17 protein-coding genes are annotated in these 21,895 nt (G+C 34.2%); 13 read left to right on the forward strand and 4 right to left on the reverse strand.

Translation table 11 applies throughout. From position 1 onward, the window contains the following. Window positions 1–98 precede the first annotated feature (98 nt). Window positions 99–1,442: a penicillin-binding transpeptidase domain-containing protein gene (locus tag J6569_RS03775; RefSeq protein WP_296317727.1), complete on the forward strand. Its 1,344-nt coding sequence runs from the start codon at window positions 99–101 to the stop codon at window positions 1,440–1,442. 47 nt (window positions 1,443–1,489) lie between these two features. Here the strand turns inward: J6569_RS03775 and J6569_RS03780 are convergent, their stop codons facing one another. Next, window positions 1,490–1,780 (reverse strand): putative quinol monooxygenase, encoded by a 291-nt coding sequence (locus J6569_RS03780; protein WP_296317665.1) that lies wholly within the window; start codon window positions 1,778–1,780, stop codon window positions 1,490–1,492. A gap of 453 nt (window positions 1,781–2,233) precedes the next feature. Between J6569_RS03780 and J6569_RS03785 the strand changes: the two genes are divergently transcribed. After that, on the forward strand, window positions 2,234–3,250 hold the full coding sequence (locus tag J6569_RS03785; RefSeq protein ID WP_202961539.1) for an amidohydrolase family protein: 1,017 nt from the start codon (window positions 2,234–2,236) through the stop codon (window positions 3,248–3,250). Between the two features lie 137 nt (window positions 3,251–3,387). On the opposite strand, the gene J6569_RS03790 is transcribed toward J6569_RS03785, so the two are convergent. After that, window positions 3,388–3,639 (reverse strand): hypothetical protein, encoded by a 252-nt coding sequence (locus J6569_RS03790; protein ID WP_296317668.1) that lies wholly within the window; start codon window positions 3,637–3,639, stop codon window positions 3,388–3,390. 400 nt (window positions 3,640–4,039) lie between these two features. Between J6569_RS03790 and J6569_RS03795 the strand changes: the two genes are divergently transcribed. The 10 genes from J6569_RS03795 (at window position 4,040) to J6569_RS03840 (ending at window position 16,814) form a co-directional block, all read left to right on the forward strand. Then, window positions 4,040–5,269, forward strand: coding sequence for a phosphopentomutase (locus tag J6569_RS03795; protein WP_296317670.1), 1,230 nt, complete (start codon window positions 4,040–4,042; stop codon window positions 5,267–5,269). A gap of 52 nt (window positions 5,270–5,321) precedes the next feature. Further along, complete coding sequence (gene deoD, locus J6569_RS03800; RefSeq protein WP_065589674.1) at window positions 5,322–6,038, forward strand: purine-nucleoside phosphorylase; 717 nt, start codon at window positions 5,322–5,324, stop codon at window positions 6,036–6,038. A 104-nt stretch (window positions 6,039–6,142) separates the two neighbouring features. Beyond that, window positions 6,143–7,384, forward strand: a complete 1,242-nt coding sequence (locus J6569_RS03805; RefSeq protein WP_174799393.1) for a nucleoside permease — start codon at window positions 6,143–6,145, stop codon at window positions 7,382–7,384. 304 nt (window positions 7,385–7,688) lie between these two features. Continuing rightward, the gene (gene add / locus J6569_RS03810) at window positions 7,689–8,858 is read left to right on the forward strand and encodes an adenosine deaminase (RefSeq protein WP_085163971.1); all 1,170 of its coding nucleotides are present in this window, start codon (window positions 7,689–7,691) and stop codon (window positions 8,856–8,858) included. A 29-nt stretch (window positions 8,859–8,887) separates the two neighbouring features. Then, a complete protein-coding gene (locus J6569_RS03815; RefSeq protein ID WP_296317672.1) occupies window positions 8,888–10,861 on the forward strand; it encodes a bifunctional 2',3'-cyclic-nucleotide 2'-phosphodiesterase/3'-nucleotidase in 1,974 nt (657 codons plus the stop codon). 32 nt (window positions 10,862–10,893) lie between these two features. Then, the gene (locus J6569_RS03820; protein ID WP_065560330.1) at window positions 10,894–11,289 is read left to right on the forward strand and encodes a cytidine deaminase; all 396 of its coding nucleotides are present in this window, start codon (window positions 10,894–10,896) and stop codon (window positions 11,287–11,289) included. A gap of 104 nt (window positions 11,290–11,393) precedes the next feature. Then, window positions 11,394–12,695: a pyrimidine-nucleoside phosphorylase gene (locus tag J6569_RS03825; RefSeq protein WP_174799391.1), complete on the forward strand. Its 1,302-nt coding sequence runs from the start codon at window positions 11,394–11,396 to the stop codon at window positions 12,693–12,695. Window positions 12,696–12,794: 99 nt separating this feature from the next. After that, window positions 12,795–14,411 carry a bifunctional UDP-sugar hydrolase/5'-nucleotidase UshA gene (gene ushA / locus J6569_RS03830; RefSeq protein ID WP_366941236.1) on the forward strand — a complete coding sequence of 539 codons (1,617 nt, stop codon included), beginning with the start codon at window positions 12,795–12,797 and terminating at the stop codon, window positions 14,409–14,411. A gap of 20 nt (window positions 14,412–14,431) precedes the next feature. Next, a complete protein-coding gene (locus tag J6569_RS03835; RefSeq protein ID WP_366941237.1) occupies window positions 14,432–15,973 on the forward strand; it encodes a YjjI family glycine radical enzyme in 1,542 nt (513 codons plus the stop codon). Beyond that, a complete protein-coding gene (locus J6569_RS03840; protein ID WP_296317677.1) occupies window positions 15,948–16,814 on the forward strand; it encodes a YjjW family glycine radical enzyme activase in 867 nt (288 codons plus the stop codon). The genes J6569_RS03835 and J6569_RS03840 overlap by 26 nt, the downstream gene beginning before the upstream one ends. 314 nt (window positions 16,815–17,128) lie before the next feature. Here J6569_RS03840 and J6569_RS03845 read toward each other — a convergent pair whose 3' ends face one another. Beyond that, window positions 17,129–19,435 (reverse strand): Tex family protein, encoded by a 2,307-nt coding sequence (locus J6569_RS03845; RefSeq protein ID WP_296317679.1) that lies wholly within the window; start codon window positions 19,433–19,435, stop codon window positions 17,129–17,131. Window positions 19,436–19,598: 163 nt separating this feature from the next. Further along, the gene (locus tag J6569_RS03850; protein WP_296317681.1) at window positions 19,599–21,038 is read right to left on the reverse strand and encodes a hypothetical protein; all 1,440 of its coding nucleotides are present in this window, start codon (window positions 21,036–21,038) and stop codon (window positions 19,599–19,601) included. A 334-nt stretch (window positions 21,039–21,372) separates the two neighbouring features. Between J6569_RS03850 and greB the strand changes: the two genes are divergently transcribed. Then, entirely contained in the window at window positions 21,373–21,855 is a 483-nt protein-coding gene (greB, locus tag J6569_RS03855; RefSeq protein WP_174799386.1) for a transcription elongation factor GreB, read from the forward strand. Window positions 21,856–21,895: the final 40 nt, after the last annotated feature.

Genomic DNA, 21,895 nt, shown 5'->3' on the forward strand with positions numbered 1-21,895 from the left:
GCAGTTTGATTCATTTCTGACTCTCCTTTTTGTGTTATAAAATAACTCAAACGTCAGATTAAGTAAAGACTATTACAGCTAATTATTTTGATAATTCTATCCAAGGTCAAGTTAATGGTACACTTGCTAAACGCTCACCCGGATCTACACTTAAGCCGTTTATTTATGCGCTTGGTATTGACCAAGGTGTTTTACATCCTCGTACAATTTTAAAAGATGTGGCCACTGATTTTGGTTCATACACGCCAGAAAACTTTAATCGTAACTTTCGTGGCCCTATTTCGGCAACCGATGCATTAATTCATAGCCGTAATATTCCTGCTGTATCGGTGGCCTCTAAATTACATAATCCCTCTTTTTATCAATTTTTGGTCAATGCCCATATCCAAAAACTCGCCGATGAGTCGCATTATGGTTTATCTTTAGTGTTAGGTGGTGGTGAAGTTAGTGCACAAGAGTTAGTCGGGTTATATGCCATGCTAGCCAACGAAGGTCGTTGGCAGCCATTGCAATTTATTGAAGCCGACGACTCACCCGAACCACAAAAGCTGTTAAGTCCACAAGCAGCATTTATGACCATTGATATGTTGAAACAAAATACCCGCCCACAAGATGTACTTAGCAAAATGCAAAAAAAGGTGGTACCCGTTGCTTGGAAGACAGGTACATCATGGGGATTTCGTGATGCTTGGACAGCTGGAACTTTTGGTAACTATGCAATGGTGGTTTGGCTTGGTAACTTTGATGGTAGTGGTAATAATGCCTTTGTAGGCGTCGATGCCGCCACACCGCTCTTTTTTAATATCGTTGAAAGCATTAACGCTTATTATCCTAACTTGCGTGAACCTAATCGCCCATTACCTCCAAATTTAAAGCGTATCGATATTTGTCTAACCAGTGGCAATCTACTGACTCAATGGTGCAAGGCAAAAGGTAAAACGTGGTTTATTCCGGGTGTGTCGCCAATTAATCCCGATACCATTTTTAGACCCGTTATGGTCGACAATCAAACAGGTAAAGCTGTTTGTCCTCCTTATGATTTAGCAACCTCTCACTTAGCTGTTTTTGAATATTGGCCGTCAGATTTAGCCGCTGTTTTTGCTAAAGCCGGGATTGCTAAAAAAGCGCCACCATCAACAAAACATTGTCATTCATCACAAAATTTTTTAGGCGAACCGCCAAAAATAACTTCGCCTCTTAAAAATGTAGTTTATCAATTTAGAACCACTAAACAAAAAAATGAACAAATTAGTTTTACTGCTAATTGTGATGGTGATGTTAAATCACTTTATTGGTTTGTTAATAACAGTTTTATTGGGCAAACCGAGCCACGGAAGGCTCTTAACTGGATCCCAACACAAAGCGGGACTTTTAAAATTTTAGTGCTTGACGATATGGGTCGAAGCGATTCACGGAATATAAAAATCGAACTGTTTGATTAATTAATATGATAGTTAACCCCAAATGTTAGCTACTATCATCTTTTAAGTTATATTACTTGTTTGGCAATATTAATCTCTAATCTATCAGTATGTTTTTTAGCAAAGTTGGCAAATTCAACAAAATGTGGCGTTGTGTTGTGAAAATCAATTGCCTGCTGTGATACCCATGTTTCGATCACAATAAAGATATTGGGGTTATCAATACTTTGGTTAAGCTCATAGTGCACACAACCTGTTTCGGCCCTGCTACCTGCAACTAATCGTTTAAATATCGGTTGAAATGCGCCATAGAATTCTGGTTTAACTGTGATTGTGGCAATAATATTTAATTGACTCATGTCAGTAGACTACCTATATTTCAAAATAAGTTGCTTGTGTAGTATACGCTTGCTACTGCTAATATCAAAAAGCAGTATTTAAGGTTTATAATCTCATTTTTGTGACAACTAATTATTGTTATTAAATAATTAGTTATGATTTTATTTCTTAATTTATTGGTAATTAACTTTATTAAAAACTATTTTTTGAAGTAAAAAATCTAAAAAATAATACTTTAACCATTTCATTTATTTATATATTTTATAAATTATAGTACTTGCTATTAAAAATATTTTGGTTAGAATTTCTGCAGTTTTTTATCGACACGGTGTAGGCACAATGATCAATTGTAACTCAGTAATCTTAATCATTAATATTATTGATTCCATTTTATCCTCCTTTTTGGGGGATTTTTTTTGCCTATTGCGTCCGATTTTATCAACTTCATTTAGATTGAATTGTAGAGGCATATTATGATTGAACATAAAAACATGTTATTAACCACAAGAGACCAAAGTTTAAAAGCCTATTTAATGAATAATATTAAGCAAAAAGGCGGATGGGTTAATGCACATATGCATGCTGATCGTGCTTTTACTATTTCGGTTGATAGTTTTGATGTCTATCAAAAACAGACTTTAATTGAAAAATGGGATACATTAGATAAAGTCAAAGCATCAATGAGTGAAGATGATTACTATCGCCATTTTAGTATGGCGGTTGAGCGTATGATTGAGCAAGGTGTAAGTGCCATGGGATCGTTTGTTGATATTGATCCTATTGCTGAAGAACGAGCAATTAAAGGTGCCTTAAGAGCACGAGAAACTTATAAAAATGACATCACCATTAAATTAGTTAATCAAACACTTAAAGGTGTTATTGATAAAGAAGCACGTTATTGGTTTGATAAAGGAGCTGATTTAGTTGATATTATTGGCGGTTTACCGCGTCGTGATGAGCGTGATCATGGTGAAGGTATGGGACTTAAACATCTTGATGTGTTAATGCAAACAGGTAAGTCATTGGGTAAAATGGTGCATGTACATGTTGACCAATTTAACTCACAAGATGAAATCGAAACAGAACAACTTACCGATAAAACTCTTGAGCATGGTATGCACGGGCGAGTTGTTGCTATCCATAGCATTTCTATCACCGCGCATAGTTTAGCATATCGCCAAAAACTCTACAAAAAAATGAAAGAGGCCAAAATGATGGTTATTGCTTGTCCTTTTGCTTGGATCGATAGCCCTCGTCGTGAAGAACAAGGTCCTACTCGTAACTCATTAACCCCTGTTGATGAACTGGCGGCTGCTGGTATTCCTGTTGCTATTGGCACAGATAATGTTAGTGATTATATGTTACCATTTTCAACGGGTAATATGTGGGAAGAACTTAAATTGTTAGTAACAGGATGCCGTTATACCGATTTAGACAATGTGATTAATGTGGCAACTAAGAATGGGCGAATGGTGCTAGGTATTGATTGATTTGAGATAGAACAAACTTATCAAAATAAGTTACTCTTCGGTTTTTATCTGAAAAATGCTCCCGATGAGTAATAATTACCTGTCAGATTAAATAAAGATTATTACAAATTAAACTTAAAAAATAATTTATTATTAGCTTATAAATCTCTAATTCCACTACATTTATAGACAGCTAATGCCTCTTTCAAAATGGTTAATAAATCCGCCTTCGACATACTAGGTAAATTACTCGGGTTCATTGACACAATTTCCCAAGCAAATTGTATCTGATATAAGTCGGTAAATAGTTCAGGCATTTTGGTACCAAAGCGGCGGTACTTATTCCATAAATTATCTAAATCATATTTTTTGGCATCTTCGTCTGAGACATAGGCATTGACAAATGACATCAGTCACTCCTTAATTAAATTGTGTTAAATAAATTTGGGCTCTGTTATATAAAATATAAATGCAGATAAACAGAATTATAAATAAGAATGTTCCAAGTCAGAATGTTTTGTTTTTTATGTATATCCATTACGTTTTTTTCTCAAAATAGTGTAAACAGCATGACTAATTTCTACACTTAAAAAAGTGTTTTATAAATTTTTTGATATACAAAAATATGACTAAGATCAAATTAATCACATTATTTATACAAATATTCAGCTAAAGCAACGCTTAAATCTTTTTTGTTTTTTGTTATCGTGTATTATAGCTAACTAAGCGATGTTTTTATAAATTATAACCAGAATTCTAATAAAAAAGATTGTACACAAATTAAGTTTTGCTTATTAGTTAGAGGAAATTATGAAAAGAGTTTTTATTATGATCCTAGATTCGTTTGGTATCGGTGGCGCTGAAGATGCAAATAAATATGGCGATGAGGGTGCTGATACTTTAGGACATATTGCTGAAGCTTGTGCTTTAGGTAAAGCTGAGCATGGTCGTAGTGGTCCATTAAATTTACCTAATTTAGGCAAATTAGGCTTAATCGAAGCGGCGTATGAATCAACTGGTCATTATCCTAAAGGTATGCAAACTGAAGGTGAAATTATTGGTTCATATGGCTATGCAAGCGAGATTTCCTCAGGTAAAGATACTCCATCAGGACATTGGGAATTAGCTGGCGTGCCAGTTCTTTTTGACTGGGGTTATTTTACTAATACCACTAATAGCTTCCCTCAAGATCTTTTAGATAAAATTGTCTCTCGTGCAAAACTTCCTGGTTACCTCGGTAATTGTCACTCATCTGGTACAGTCATTCTTGATGAACTTGGTGAAGAACATATAGCATCTGGCAAGCCAATTTTTTATACTTCTGCTGATTCTGTATTCCAAATTGCATGTCATGAGGAGGCATTTGGTTTAGATAAACTTTATGAAGTCTGCGAAATTGCACGTGATGAGCTAAATAAAGGTAATTACAACATTGGCCGCGTTATTGCTAGACCTTTTGTTGGCAAAAAAGCGGGCGAATTTGTGCGTACGGGTAACCGCCACGATCTTGCTGTTGAACCACCAGCACCAACGATGATTAAAAAACTAGTTGATGAAAAACAAGGTATCGTAGTGTCAATTGGTAAAATTGCCGATATTTATGCACAAGTTGGAATTACCAAAAAAGTAAAAGCAACCGGTCTTGAAGCTTTATTTAATGCGTCACTAGAAGAAATTAAGCAGGCTAAAGATAATACGATTGTATTTACTAATTTTGTCGATTTTGACTCTTCTTATGGGCATCGTCGCGATGTCTCAGGTTATGCCGCTGCTTTAGAATATTTTGATAGTCGTCTTCCTGAGATGTTAGCGCTTATCCAACCTGGCGATCTGCTTATTATTAGCGCCGATCATGGTTGTGATCCAACTTGGTCAGGTACCGATCATACTCGCGAACATATACCTGTCATTGTCTACGGAGATAGTGTGCCTGTTGGCTCTTTAGGTCATCGTGAAACATTTGCCGATATAGGACAGAGTGTTGCCGATTATTTTGATTTATCGCCAATGGATTACGGTAAATCTTTTATAAAAAAATAAATAATTTAAGTTTAAGTAATATCGATTTCAAAACAAATATCAGGAGAAGTTAATGTCTACCCCGCATATTAATGCTGTTGATAATGCCTTTGCAAAAACCGTTTTAATGCCCGGCGATCCGCTACGAGCAAAATTCATTGCAGAAACCTTTTTAGAGAATGCAACAGAAGTTACTAATGTAAGATCCATGTTGGGTTTTACTGGTTATTACAAAGATAAAAAGGTTTCAGTTATGGGGCATGGAATGGGTATTCCATCTTGTTCAATCTATACAACCGAACTAATTAAATTTTATGGTGTTGAAAACATCATTCGTATTGGTTCATGTGGTGCAATTAGCCCTAATGTCAACTTGGGGGATGTTATTGTTGGGTTAGGTGCTTGTACCGATTCAAAAGTCAACCGTTTACGTTTTAAAGATCATGATTTTGCCGCTATCGCCGATTTTGATTTAACTTGTAATGCCGTTAATGCAGCTAAAAAATTGGGTGTGAATGTTAAAGTTGGTAACCTTTTTTCTGCTGACCTTTTTTATAGTGTTGAACCTGATATGTTTGATGTTATGGAAAAATACAATATTTTAGGCGTCGAAATGGAAGCTGCTGGCATTTATGGCGTTGCGGCTGAATATGGTGCAAAAGCACTGGCTATTTGTACAGTTTCAGATCATATCCGAAAAGGCGAAGCAATGTCAGCAGAACAAAGACAATTAGGGTTCAAAGAAATGATCACTGTTGCACTGGAGTCTGTTTTATTAAATCAAAACTAAAAAAATGGCAGGTTAATCTGCCATTTTTTATTTTGATCAAATAATTATTTTATTGATATTTAGATATTAGATTATAGTAAATCTCGTTTATTAAGGAATTATAAATGAATATTCATTTTAAACTTAGGGTTATATTTTTCTTACAATATTTTATCTGGGGAAGTTGGTTAATAACTCTCGGTTCTTATATGATACGTAAATTACAATTTACTGGTCTTGAAGTAGGATCGATATACGGAACAATGGGTATCGCATCTTTATTTATGCCTGGCTTACTTGGGATTGTAGCGGATAGATGGATACCTGCTAACCGTTTGTATATGCTTTGTCATTTAATCGGTGCTTTAACGCTATTTATTGCGGCTTCAGTAACATCTCCTTTCATGATGATGATTGTGATATTGATTCATTGCCTAGCTTTCATGCCAACCATCGCCATTTCAAATTCAATCGCTTATTCTTGCTTAGAATCACGTGGACTTGATGTTATTACCGAGTTCCCTTGTATCAGAATTTTTGGCACCATTGGATTTATTGTTGCTATGTGGCTTGTGAGTCTTTTAAAATTAGAACTGAGTAGCATGCAACTTTATATTGCAGCTGCATCTGCTTTATTACTCAGCCTTTATTCATTCTTGCTACCATTGATTCCAACAACAAAAAATAAAACTGAAGAAAAAAACATCATTAGTTCATTAGGGTTAGATGCTATTGTTTTATTCAAACAACCACGAATGGTTATATTTTTTCTATTTGCAGTTTTATTAGGCGGTATTTTACAAATAACCAATACTTTTGGTAATCCATTTTTACATGATTTTGAAAGATTCCCTGAATATGCTGATAGTTTAGTGGTTAAATACCCTTCTATACTGTTGTCTATTTCTCAAATGTCAGAAGTCGCATTTATCTTATTTGTACCTTTTTTTATGAAACGTTTAGGTATTAAATACGTTATGCTAATTAGTATGCTTGCTTGGGTTGCTCGTTTTGGTTTATTTGCTTATGGCGATCCATCTCTTTTCGGTTCTGTTTTACTTCTCCTTTCAATGATTGTTTATGGTTGTGCTTTCGACTTTTACAACATATCTGGCTCAATGTATGTTGAAAAATCGGTATCGCCAACCATTCGTAATAGTGCTCAAGGATTATTTATGACCATGACTAATGGGTTCGGTGCTTATTTAGGTTCGGTAGGCAGTGGTTATGTAGTCGATTATTATACAGTTGGAAACGTTACAGAATGGCAAACAGTTTGGCTTATTTTTGCAGGTTATGCTTTGGTTCTAGCAATTGTATTTATGTTGATCTTTAAAAACGAAAAGCCTAATCCAAAAACTATTTAAATCATTAATTAATTATTCTTTGTGTGGTGGAACTTTTTCCCACTCAATCAATACGTAGGCAACAATACATTTTGTTGCCTTTTTACTAACAATTAATTATCGTAAAAATTTGATTTACCGCACAAAAATATAAATAAGTGATGCAAAAGATATAGCAGATAAGTATCTTATCAAGTTAAAATAACCCAATTAACAATGATATACATGTTATTAAAAATTTTTTAATAAGCGTTTAATGTCATTGTTAGTAAAACCAATGTTACTAAAGCCAATTTAGCTCATTTAAAAATAGATTAAATACCTAATGAACGATCAAATGATACCTAAAGTTATATTGCACGAACATGTTGAAGGCAGCATTACCCCTGTCATGGCTCATCAGTTAGCGCAAAAAAATAATATTCCTTTTCCTAGTACACTATGTTACAAATCTGGTCAATACAATGCCAAAGAATATAAAAATGGTAGATATTTGTATGACGAATCCAAATTTGAAGAATTTATTAATACATATGATACCGTTTCTAGCTTTCTAAAAGATCCTGAAGATTATTATTCTATTACTTACGATTTTCTTAATAGAAATGCTAAACAAGGGTTAATTTATTGCGAGCTATTTTTGTCCCCCTATCATATTTGCACAACCGAAGTTAATGGAAAATTAATTTGGGATAAAGAAAGGTTTAATAAAACTCTTTTCTACATGGACAAAGCGATTATAAAAGTACAAAACGACTATGATATTACAGTTAGATATCATGTTATTGGTGTTAGACACCTAGGCGCTAAAGTTGTTTATGATACGTTGTGTTTTATTCAGCAAAATCATCACCCTTTTATTACGGGATTTAATATTGCTGGTAACGAAATGGCTGGGCATTTTGATGATTTTAAAGATGCACATAAGTTGGCTACTCAGCTGAACTTAAAAAAATCGTATCATGCTGGCGAAATTGATTCAGATGAGAGCATTATTCAAGCTCTTAAACACGGTGCAATCAGAATCGGTCATGGTATTCGTGCCATTGAAAACAAAGCGCTTATTTGTGAACTGGTCGAAAAAAAAATCACTCTAGAAATTGCTTTAACGAGTAATCGGATTTTAGTGAATGAATTGCATGGCGATATTTATCAACATCCTATAAGGCAACTTTATGACCAAGGTGTTCGCATTACCTTAAATACCGATGATGCAGGGATTTTTGGTACTGATATTGAAAAAGAATATAGTATCGCCCAATCCATATTTGCATTTTCACGATTAGAATTGCTTGATATAACGCTATGTGGCATTCAAGCCGCATTTGTTGAAGATATGGTTAAAAGTCGTTTAACTGAGCAAGTTCTTTTATGTTTTTCATCTGATGATAGACAATTGCTTAAAAAATTTATTAATGACAAAAAATATCATCCAGCAATCATTGAACGATTTTTAGAATATCAGAAGCTGTTACTAGCCATACCCGTTAACTAATTTAGTTGTCAGAATAATAGGAGATTTGCATGAAAAAAAATAAGTTAATTTTACCCTTTTTAACCCTATTTATATCTGGCGTTGTTAATGCCGCAACTGTTGATTTAAGGATTATTGAAACAACCGACTTGCATGGAAACATGATGAATTATGATTATTTCAAAGATCAGTCTGTTGATTCTTTTGGATTAGTAAAAACTGCTAATTTAATTCATCAAGCAAGAAGTGAGGTAAAAAATAGTGTTCTTGTTGATAATGGTGACCTAATTCAAGGTAGCCCAATGGCTGATTATGCCGTAAAGAAGGGTTTTAATGATGGCGATATTCATCCTGTTTATAAAGCGCTCAATACACTTAATTATAGTGTGGGTAATATTGGTAACCACGAATTTAATTTTGGATTAGAATTTCTACAAAAAAGTCTTTCTGGGGCTAAATTTCCTTACATCAACGCTAATGTTTATGATGCCAAAACTCAAAAGCCATTTTTTACACAATATATTATCTTAGATACTCCTGTTATTGATAGAAACGGCAATAAGCACACGATTAAAATCGGCTATATTGGTTTTGTCCCTCCACAGATTATGCAATGGGACAAACTTAATCTTGATGGCAAAGTTGTCGTCAAAGATATTACAGAAACGGCCAAACTATTAGTCCCTGAAATGAAAAAACAAGGCACTAATGTTATTATTGCTATTCCACATTCTGGTGTTTCAGCTGAACCTTATAAAGCATTAGCTGAAAATTCGGTTTACTACTTGAGTCAAGTAGAGGGTATTAATGCAATTATGTTTGGTCATTCTCACGGCATATTTCCTAGTGAAGATTTCAAATCATTACCAAATACTGATATCAAAACTGGTAACATTAATCATGTGCCTGCTGTTATGCCCGGACATTGGGGTAGCCATTTGGGAGTGGTGGACTTAGTTCTTGATGGTGATAAATCAAAATGGCAAGTGATTTCAGGTAAATCAGAAGCTAGACCAATCTATGATGTAAAAACTAAAAAGGCACTTGTTAAAGCCGATCAAAAAATCGTCGACATTCTAAACAAAGATCACCAAGGAACACGTGAATTTGTTAGTAAACCAATAGGTAAAGTTTCAACCGATATTACGAGCTATCTAGCATTGGTTGAAGATACATCTGCCTTACAAATTATTAATGATGCACAAATCGATTACGTTAAGCAGTTTATTAAAGGGGATCCTGATCTTGATGGTTTGCCCGTTTTATCGGCCATTGCACCATTTAAAGCTGGCGGCAGGAAAAACGATCCTAGCGCTTTTGTTGATGTTAAAGCAGGTAATTTATCGTTTAGAAATGCTGCAGATATTTACCTTTATCCTAATATTTTGTCTGCTGTGAAAATTACAGGTAAAGATGTCAAAGAGTGGTTAGAGTGTTCAGCTGGTGTATATAATCAAATTAATACTAATTCATCACAACCACAATATTTGATTAATTGGGATAAATTCAGAACCTATAATTTTGATATTATTGATGGAGTGAATTATCAAATAGATGTAACAAAGCCACCCCGTTATGATGCAAATTGCCAGTTAATTAACCCTACATCTGAAAGAATTAGGAATCTGACTTATCAACAAAAAACAATTGCTCCTAACCAAGAATTCTTAATTGCCACCAATAATTATCGTGCTTATAGTGGTATATTTCCAGGTACTGGTGAAAAAAATGTCAAATTTAATTCTCCTGACGATCTAAGAGTAATTCTTTCAGCCTATATTACCAATACTACCCAAAAATATAGTATAACGAATGTTACCATCGACAATAATTGGCAAATTTCTCCAATTATTAGTAACACAAAATTAGATATTCGCTTTGAATCATCACCAACAGATGAAGCTAAAACCTATATCGAGAAACATTCACTATACCCTATTCATTTTATCGATACAGATACATCTGGTTTTGGTGTTTATAAGATAGATTTGCAGTCTCCTGTTAACTCTCAACCTAAAATTTAGTTAGATTTATTACGGCCAAAAGGATTATTAATATGAAAATTGAAAAACTGATTGAACTTGCTAAAACAGCCCGTTCTAAAGCTTATGTACCTTATTCTAAATTTCAGGTTGGTGCCGTGCTAATTACTGAAGATGATGAAGCAATTTTAGGTTGTAATATTGAAAACGCATCTTATGGACTAGCAAATTGTGCCGAAAGAACGGCAATTTTTAAAGCGGTTTCTGAAGGTAAAACAAAATTTAAAAAATTGGTGGTAATTGGAGATACTGATGGGCCTATTTCACCATGTGGAGCTTGCCGTCAAGTTATTAGTGAGTTTTGCGCTAAAGATATGCCTGTTATTTTGACCAACATGCAGGGAAAAATTCAAGAAACAACAGTTGGAGAATTATTACCTTGGTCTTTTTCACCAAGTGATCTTGATTAACATTATTTTTTAACAATAAAAAATAATAATTAGGACTTAAAATTTATTTTGTATAAACAAAGCAATACACTAATTTTATTTATTGATAGTAAGAGAGGATAGTAATGAGATTTGTAGATATTATAGAAAAAAAACGTGACGGCAATGTATTAACCACTGATGAAATCCAATTTTTTATCACTAATTATACCAATGGAACTATCCCCGATTATCAAGTTAGTGCTTTATTAATGGCAATTTATTATCAAGGTATGACTTCCAAAGAGTGCGCAGATTTAACCTCGGCGATGATGTATTCTGGCGATACTGTTGATCTGTCTTCAATCAAAGGCATTAAAGTTGATAAACATTCAACTGGCGGTGTAGGTGACACTACAACATTAGTTCTAGCTCCTTTAGTAGCAGCTTTAGATGTTCCAGTAGCAAAAATGTCTGGACGAGGGCTTGGTCACACGGGCGGCACCACAGATAAATTTGAATCGATTCCTGATTTTAAAATTGAATTAAGTAAACAAGATTTTATTAATCAAGTTAATAATAAAGGCCTTGCAGTTATTGGTCAATCAGGCAATTTAACCCCAGCAGACAAGAAACTTTATTCGTTACGTGATGTAACAGGTACTGTTAACTCTATTCCTCTTATTGCAAGTTCAATTATGAGTAAAAAATTGGCAGCGGGTGCTGATGCCATCGTTCTTGATGTTAAAACAGGTGATGGTGCGCTAATGAAAGATATGGCCGATTCAGAAAAATTAGCCCATGAAATGGTAAATATTGGTAATCAAATTGGCCGTAGAACCATGGCAATTATTTCGGATATGTCTCAACCTCTTGGTTTTGCAATTGGTAATGCTCTTGAAGTAAAAGAAGCAATTGATACGTTAAAAGGTCATGGTCCAGCCGATTTAACCGAACTGGTTTTAACATTAGGTAGTCAAATGGTTGTACTTGCCGATAAAGCAAAAACATTAGAAGAAGCCAGAATAAAACTTCAAGAAGTCATTAAAAATGGTAAAGCTATCGAGAAGTTTAAAACCCTAATTGAAGCACAAGGCGGTGATAGTTCGGTCGTTGATCATCCTGAAAAATTGGCTAGTGCACCTTACCAAATTGCCCTACCAGCCCTTAAGTCAGGTTATGTATCAAAAATTATCGCAGATCAAATCGGGATCGCTGCAATGCAATTAGGTGCTGGTCGCGCAACCAAAGAAGATATTATTGATCCCGCTGTTGGAATCGTGTTACATAAAAAAGTAGGTGACAAAGTTACTGAAGGTGAAGTTTTATTAACGATACACGCCAATACTGATAAGCTTGATACTATCAAGCAAAAATTATATGACAATATTACCATTAGTGATAACGCAACTGAGCCACAACTTATTTACAAGGTGATTACAGGATAATAGCTGTTATATAAGGATTTAGGAGATACCATGTACTATTATCAGTTTAATAAAAAATTATCATTACTTGTTTGTATGGGGCTATTTTCAGCCTCTTGCATGGCCGCTGTTTCCACAAAAAGCTCATCAGTTCCAACTTTAGAAAAAGACAAGTCTTATCAATTTACTATTTTGCATACCAATGACCACCACGGCCGTTTTTGGCAAAATGATATTGGTGAGTATGGGCTTGCTGCTCAAAAAACCGTAGTAGATGAAATTCGAAAAGAAGTTACAGCAAAAGGAGGGAAATTACTGCTGCTATCAGGTGGTGATATTAATACTGGTGTCCCTGAATCTGATGTACAGCAAGCCAAACCTGATTTTATTGGCATGAATGCGGTTGGTTACGATGCTATGGCTGTGGGTAATCATGAGTTTGATCATCCTTTGACTATTATTCGTGAGCAACAGAAATGGGCAAAATTTCCTTTTTTATCGGCAAACACTTACTTTAAAGGCACAGATAAACGTGTATTTGATGCCTATAAAATGTTTGATTTGAATGGTATTAAAGTTGCTGTGTTTGGTTTAACCACTGACGATACTATTTTTCTTGCTTCACCCAAAAATACGGAAGGCGTCGAATTTCGACAAACCTTACCCGAAGCACAAAAAATAATTAAACAGTTAAAAGATAATGAACACCCTGACATGATTATTGCTGTCACTCATATGGGGCATTATGAAAATGGTGAACATGGCTCAATGGCACTGGGTGATGTTGAATTAGCCAGAAATTTACAGGCCGGCGATTTAGATATGATAGTGGGAGGACACTCACAAAACCCTGTGTGTATGGCTAGTCCTAATAAACGTATTACCGAATATGTACCAGGTACACCTTGTGCGCCAGATCAACAAAATGGCACATGGATTGTGCAGGCCCACGAATGGGGGAAATATGTTGGACGTGGAGATTTTGTCTTTTTAAATGGCAAAATCACGTTAAAAAATTACCAATTAATTCCTATTAACCTTAAAAAAGAGGTTGATAATGGTAACAGTACCAAACGCCTTGAATATTACACGCAAGAAATTCCTCAAGATAAATCCTTACTTGAAAATTTAAGACCTTATCAAGAATTAGGTAAACAGCAGTTGTTAGTGAAAAGTGGCGAGTTAAAAGGACGATTAGAAGGTAATCGAGATGTTGTTAGATACCAACAAAGCAATATGGGACAACTTTTACTCAGTGCTTTTGTTGAAAAAACTAATGCAAACGTTGGCATTATGTCTGGGGGGATGATTCGTGACTCATTAATTGAAGGTGATATTACTTATCGTGATATTTTAAAAGTAGAACCTTTTGGTAACAGTGTGGTTTATTTCGAATTAACTGGCAATGAATTAATTGATTATCTAAAAGTTGCATTAAGTAAAAAGCAAGGTTCGGGTGGGTATGCACATTTGAAAAATATAAACCTAACAAGAAATGGGAACAATATTGAAGATGTAAAAATTAATGATCAACCGATCGATTTACAAAAAAACTATCGCGTTGCTACACTTGACTTTTTAGCCGCTGGTGGAGATGGCTATCCAATAACTAATACATCACCGACTTACGTTGATACGGGTTATCGCGATGCCGATGTAGTAAAACAGTATTTTGAGAACCATTCGCCAATTACTGCGTCTGATTATGAACCAAAACAATTTATTATTGAGAAATAAATATTGAGATAATTATGAGCATGACCGAATTTCAACAAAGTTGTTATAATATTGTGACAGACCCCAATTTGTCACCCAAACAAAAATCAAATTTGCTCGCCTTAGCAGCAGAAAATAATTTACCTTATGTAGATCTGGATGAAGAAACACAACAAGCTTTAAATGACCGCGTTATTTGTGATATGTACGAAGGTCACGCACCTTATAAACCTCGTTATGTTTTACCTGATTATGTAAAATTTTTAAAACAAGGATCACAGTGGCTAGAACTTAATCCAGCTGAAACATTTAATGATGCATTAAATTTGCTTATCATCATCTATCATCATGTTCCTTCAGTAACTGGTATGCCTGTTTATTTAGGATGCTTAGATCAAATTTTACTTCCTTACGTTGGTAATCTTACTGAAGATGAGATTTATCAGCGATTAAAGCATTTTTGGATCATGCTTGATCGTAATTTACCTGATGCATTTATGCATGCAAACATTGGACCAACCGATAATATTATCTGTCGGGTAATCTTGCGTATAGATAGAGAACTCAAACAAGTTGCTCCAAATTTAACCTTTATCTATGATGAAGACATTACACCAGAATCATTATTATTAGTGGCAATTGAAAATATTTGTGAAACAAGCAAACCTCATATTGCAAACAACAATATGATTCAAAAAGATTTTGATAACCAAGGTTACGGTGTTGTAAGTTGCTATAATTCACTACCAGTAGCTGGAGGGGGAAGCACGCTTTCACGAATCAATTTAAAAGAAGTTGCGATACGCAGTAAAAATATAGAAGACTTTCTGTCAAATATCTTACCCCACTATTGTCAATTGCAGCTCAATCTTATTCAAGCAAGGTCAAACTTTCTTTACAATAAATCAAACTTTTTTAATAGCAGTTTTTTAGTTGAAGAAGGTTTAATTGATCCAAAACGATTTGCTCCAATGTTTGGTATATTTGGAATGGCTGAAGCCGTCAATATCTTGCAAGAAAAAGCAAATTTAGCTGGACGTTATGGTTTTAATGAACAAGCTAATGAACTTGCATTAACTATTACACAATTAATTGCTAAGTTTATTAATAACCATACAATAGTTTATGCTTGGAAAGGGAAAGCAATGCTACATTCACAATCAGGCATTAGTATAGATAGAGCAACAACACCTGGATTAAGAATACCATATGGGCAAGAACCCGATCCTGTCACTCATATTATGGCACTGTATAAACATCACCAGTATTTCACTTCGGGTATTAGTGATATTTTAACAATTGATGAGACCATAAAGAATAATCCCCTAGCCTTGCTACAAATTTGTAAAGCTGCTTTCAAATTTGGTTTCCGTGAATTTACTGCCAATATCAGTGGTAATGATCTTGTTCGAGTTACAGGTTATATGGTGAGATTATCTGATATTAAAAGATATAAAAAAGAAGGCTCACGAATTAATACTACTTTCTTAGGAGCTGAGGCTGCCGACGATACCGAAAATAATAGTTATTTATGTCGAAAACCACGAGTAATTAGTCATGAGCAAGTCATGGGCAATCGTTAATAAGCTTTTACCCTTTTCTTGTGTAGATGGACCTGGTAATCGACTAGTTATATTTTTACAAGGATGTAATTTTCGTTGTTTAAACTGCCATAATCCTTATACGATATCATTGTGCAAGGATTGTGGTCAATGTGTTGATACTTGTCCACACAAAGCATTAAGTTTTAGTAACAATAAAGTTATATGGCAAACTTCAAATTGTCAGCAATGTGATACTTGTATTAATACTTGTAAACATTTTTCATCACCAATGACTTATAGATATAGTGTAGATGATATTTTAATCGCTATCCGGAAATATCTACCATTTTTAAATGGTATTACCATAAGTGGTGGAGAAGCAACAATGCAGTTACCCTTTATTAAAGAGCTATTCAATGTTATCAAACAATCTAACGATTTAAAGCACCTTACCTGTTTTATTGATAGCAATGGTTATTTAACTAAAACAGGATGGCAAAAAGTAGAAAATGTGATGGATGGCGCAATGATTGATCTCAAAGCTTGGGATAATGATGTGCATAAAAAGTTAACGGGAAGAGACAATCAACGAGTAAAAGAAACGATTAACTATCTGGCAAAAATAAAAAAACTATATGAGGTAAGACTTTTAATTATTCCTAATCAAACAGATCTACAAGTTAATGCTAAAAATATTGCCAAATTTTTAATTGATTTAGATCCCAATATTCAAATAAGAATTAATGCTTTTCATAATCATGGTGTACGTGGTATCGCTAAAAACTGGCCATCCGCCAGTAGGCCTGAAGTAGAACAGTTTGCAGAACAATTAAAACAGCATAGCCTACAACATATTATATTACCTAATGTTTATTTGTAATGGTAATAACTTGTTACTTTTAAGTATCAATAAATAACAGATAATTTATACCAATGTGTAAATACTTCAAACTTAGTCAAGATTCAAGTAGAAATTATGCTGCTTGTTTAAGGATATTTACAATAGAATTATATAATATTAATAATACTTTATATCATAACTGATAATATTATTACATTAAGTAAAAAAGATAAACCTGAGTTGGCTTTAATTATATGGTTCAGTTCTATATTGAATAGATCACTATTAGATAGCTTTAACTAAATGGTTTTAAATGCAGAAAAGGGACAATTGTCCCTTAAACTAGAAAAATATTATTTATTCTTTTTAAATGCAGTTGCAAATGCATTTCCCATGACATTATTAGTCATTGAAGATGAATGTTGTTTTTTAGTATTGTTAACCGAACGTTCATTAATGAATTTTCGATTATCAGTTTTTGGCGCAGCAGGATCATCTAATCGCATTGATAAAGCGATACGTTTTCGTGGAATGTCAACTTCTATCACTTTAACTTTGACTATATCACCAGCTTTTACCACTGTTCTTGGATCATCAACAAACTTATCTGATAAAGCTGAAATATGCACTAAACCATCTTGATGCACACCAATATCAACAAACGCACCAAAATTAGTTACATTAGTAACAGATCCTTCCATAATCAGACCTATTTTTAGGTCTTCCATCGTTTCTATATCATCAGCAAACTGCGCAGTTTTAAATTCAGGTCTTGGATCACGACCAGGTTTATCAAGCTCTTTGATAATATCTGTAACTGTTGGCACACCAAAATGATCATCTACGTAATCGATTGCTTTAAGTGATTTTAAATAGTTTGTATCACCTAAAATTTCTTTTAAAGATTTGTGATTTTTTTCTAAAATTCGTTCTACAACTGGATAAGCTTCTGGATGAACGGCCGATGCGTCAAGAGGATTTTTACCATCCATTATACGTAAAAATCCAGCGCACTGTTCAAATGCTTTAGGACCTAAGCGAGCCACTTTCAATAATTGTTTACGATCCGTAAATTGTCCATTTTCATTACGCCAATTAATTATATTTTGAGCTATTACTTTATTAAGTCCAGCAATACGAGCAAGTAACATCATCGAAGCAGTGTTTAAATTCACACCAACGGCATTAACACCATCTTCAACAACAGCATCAAGTTTTTTTGCTAACTGAGTTTGGCTAACATCATGCTGATATTGCCCCACCCCAATCGATTTAGGATCTATTTTAACAAGCTCTGCTAATGGATCTTGTAAACGACGTGCAATTGATACTGCACCACGAATAGATACATCTAAATCAGGAAATTCTTGCGCTGCTAGTTCTGATGCAGAATAAACCGAGGCACCTGCTTCGCTTACAATTACTTTTTGTGCTTTCACTTCTGGATATTTCTTTTGTACATCAAGATAAAAACGTTCAGTTTCGCGCGAAGCAGTACCATTACCAATGGCCACTAATTCAACTTGATATTTAATACAAAGTGCGGCAATAACCATAGCTGCTTTATCTGCTTGCCCTGTATGAGGATAAATCGTTTCAGTCGCAACTAATTTACCTGTTGCATCAACAACAGCTATTTTTACACCTGTCCTTAAACCAGGATCCATGCCCATAGTAACTTTCATGCCTGCTGGAGCAGCCATTAACATATCATGTAAGTTATCAGCAAATACGTTAATCGCTTCTTCCTCTGCTCGCTCACGTAATGTTGTCATTAATTCGGTTTCCATGTGCATCAGAATTTTAATGCGCCATGTCCAATTAATCACAGCTTTGCGCCATTTATCTGCTGGCTGTTCATTAAAATGGACGCCTAGATATTCAGTGATAATTTGTTCACAATAACTCTCTTTAGGCGCTTGTTCAAATTGCGGATCAGCATTTAAGGAGAGTTGTAAAAAGCCTTCATTTCGTCCTCGAAACATTGCTAATGCACGATGAGATGGTATTTTAGAAATCAGCTCGCTTTGTGAAAAATAGTCTCGGAATTTAGCTCCTTCTTCCTCTTTACCACTCACCACTTGCGAAACTAAATGAGCATTATTCCAAAGATAATGACGCACTTTTGCTAATAATGCTGCATCTTCTGCAAAGCGCTCCATCAAAATGTAACGAGCTCCATCCATTGCTGATTTTGTATCAGTAATACCTTTGTCGGAATTGATATATTTTTCGGCTTCAATTACAGGATCAAGCATGGGATTCTGCCATAAGCCATCCGCCAATGGCTCAAGCCCTGCTTCAATGGCAATTTGACCTCGAGTACGGCGTTTAGGTTTATATGGTAAATAGAGATCTTCAAGTTCAGTTTTACTAAGCGTTTGTGCAATACTGTTACTTAATTCTAATGTCAATTTACCTTGTTCTTCAATAGACTTTAAAATTGTTTGCTTACGATCTTCAAGTTCTCGCAAATAGCTCAATCGACTATCAAGAGTACGTAATTGGGTATCATCAAGCCCACCTGTCACCTCTTTTCGATAACGAGCAATAAAAGGAACGGTACTACCCTCATCTAATAATTGAATCGCCGCTTGAACTTGTTCTGACTTTACGGCTAACTCACTGGCTATAATATGGCTAATTTGTTTATTCATCATGGTATTTTTAACAATTTTAAGCAAAGTAGTGATTATATACCTATCCTTGTTTCTGTTGCAATTCTGAGCCTTTTATCTCCTCCCCCAAAAATATAACTGCTAGTTATTGGGATATTTTTAGCTTGGCTAACATTTAATAGAGCTAACCACAAATTTAACTTCTTTATTTAGAACTACATAATGCGTAATACGGATGCTGATCATCTCTATCGCCATTTAGTGCAGCATCATTCATATTGATATAAATAGGAGAACCCGTAGAATTAGAAATATCACTAGTCCAACCATAGGTTGGATTATAAAAATTATCACCTTGATAATACGCTAATCCCCCCCATTCAGTAATTAATCCCCCATGTACAGCTCTTTTATAGTAGTTATCAGGATTATTACCATATTTATCTTGATGAAGCAGAAAGTTTGCATTACTCAGCTCTCTAAGAGATGCTAATTTATAATCACCTAAACTTCTGCACCAATCTTTTTGCTCTTGATATGTATCAATATATTCTCCTCTATTGATAAACCATTTAGTTATCCGGAAACTGTAACTAAGCATTACGCCTTGTTTGGTTTCGCCTATTATCTCAATATCAACAGGTAAATTCGCTTTAGGCGCTGTAGCTCGATTAGCACCTTTAGATGAGGAATCAGGACCTTTTAACGTAACCAGAACCATATTTTTTGCATCATAAGCCTTAAAACCACCTACAACTACTGCTCTTGGAGCCTCTGACTTTGCAACTGTCGCTGTAATTGCGCCAGGTGATCCTTTATCAGGATCCGATGTTCTTACGATCCATTTTGTTGTGCTTAATGAATTATCAATATTCTCGGTAATTAAATAGAAAAAGAGACCATTTGCACCAACTGAAGGGAAATTATTTAAATAATCATTTTGTGCTACAAAACCATTCCAGTCTACCCAATCAAAAACAGATCTATCCCCCCAAGAATAAGCTGGAGCACTATAAAGCATATGTGGACTAGCATATTTGATAGCTTCACCACCTACTTGTACATTAAAATTTCGATAAGGTGTTTTTGTTATAGCAATCTTACTATCTGGGTAATTTTGAAAATTTGGAACTCCGTATTTTGTAGTTAATGCTACCCCACCACTAACTTTAATATAAGGATAAATACCACTTTTTACTAATTTTTCAAATGTCGTTTTTGTTTGATCGTCTGTTAATTTAACTTCTTTATTATTTTCGTCTTCGTAATACCATTCCAACAAAACTGGGTTATCCTTGTCCTCTGATAATTTAATATCTCCATCACCATCAACATCTATAACCTCAGAGCTTTCTGGTTGTTTAATTGCTGCTAATAAACCTAAACTTTCAGGAGTTTTAGTTGAAACATTTGAGCCTAATGCTGTGTTCAAATCACCTGTATAAAAATAGGTGTTTCCATTATAGATGACACCAAAATAATTAAATGCTTTATTGGATTGAATATTATTTTCAATTGAACTAATAAACCGAGGACTATTTCCATTAATAGGATTTGCAGTAACAGCCGATAATGCTAAAGATTTAGTTGAAAAAAAACTAATAAGACAAACTAGACCCCAAATTGGCTCTTTCCGTGTAGTCATATTCATTCCTAATGGTGATAATAATAACAACTTATTTATTTTATTATTGTATAATTGCGAAATTAAACTTATTTATGCGATATAATTAACTTAATTACTTATTGAGCAAGAGATATTCCAAGAATAAAATAAAAAAACACAACACAAGCAATGAAAAAAATAATATCATTTTAATGTTGATTTTTAAATATTATTTAACTTTATTTTGATAAATATTAAAAAATAGAATAAATTTTATTAAATAAATGTCGAGCTTTTACTCGAACAATATATTTTAATAAAGAAATATCGAGTTTTTACTCGAAAAATAAAGATTACTATAGGGAATGAAAATATGCGAAAGAATAATTATATAACAAGAGAAGGTTATTTGAACCTTAATCGTGAATTGAAATATTTATGGAAAGAGGAAAGACCTCGCGTTACACAAGCTGTATCAGATGCAGCAGCCCTCGGAGATCGTAGTGAGAATGCAGAATATATTTATGGAAAAAGAAGATTACGCGAAATTGATCGGCGTATACGTTTTCTTACCAAGCGACTAGAAACATTAACAATTGTTGAACCACATCCAAAACAAAAAGGTACAGTATTTTTTGGCGCATGGGTAAAATTGGAAGATGAATCTGGTAATTTACATATTTACCGTATTGTTGGTAGCGATGAATTTGATCCTAAAAAAAATTGGATATCGATTAATAGCCCTGTAGCAAAAGCATTAATAGGTCATAAAGTTGATGATGAAATAGCCGTTATCACCCCTAATGGCAAAGTATTGTATTACATTACTGAAATAAGCTATACCGAGTTATGCTGATATGCCTTAACTTATTCATTCCATTTGTTAAATCTAAAAA

It is taken from the genome of Gilliamella sp., assembly GCF_024104075.1.
Taxonomy (GTDB): Bacteria; Pseudomonadota; Gammaproteobacteria; order Enterobacterales; family Orbaceae; genus Gilliamella; species Gilliamella bombi.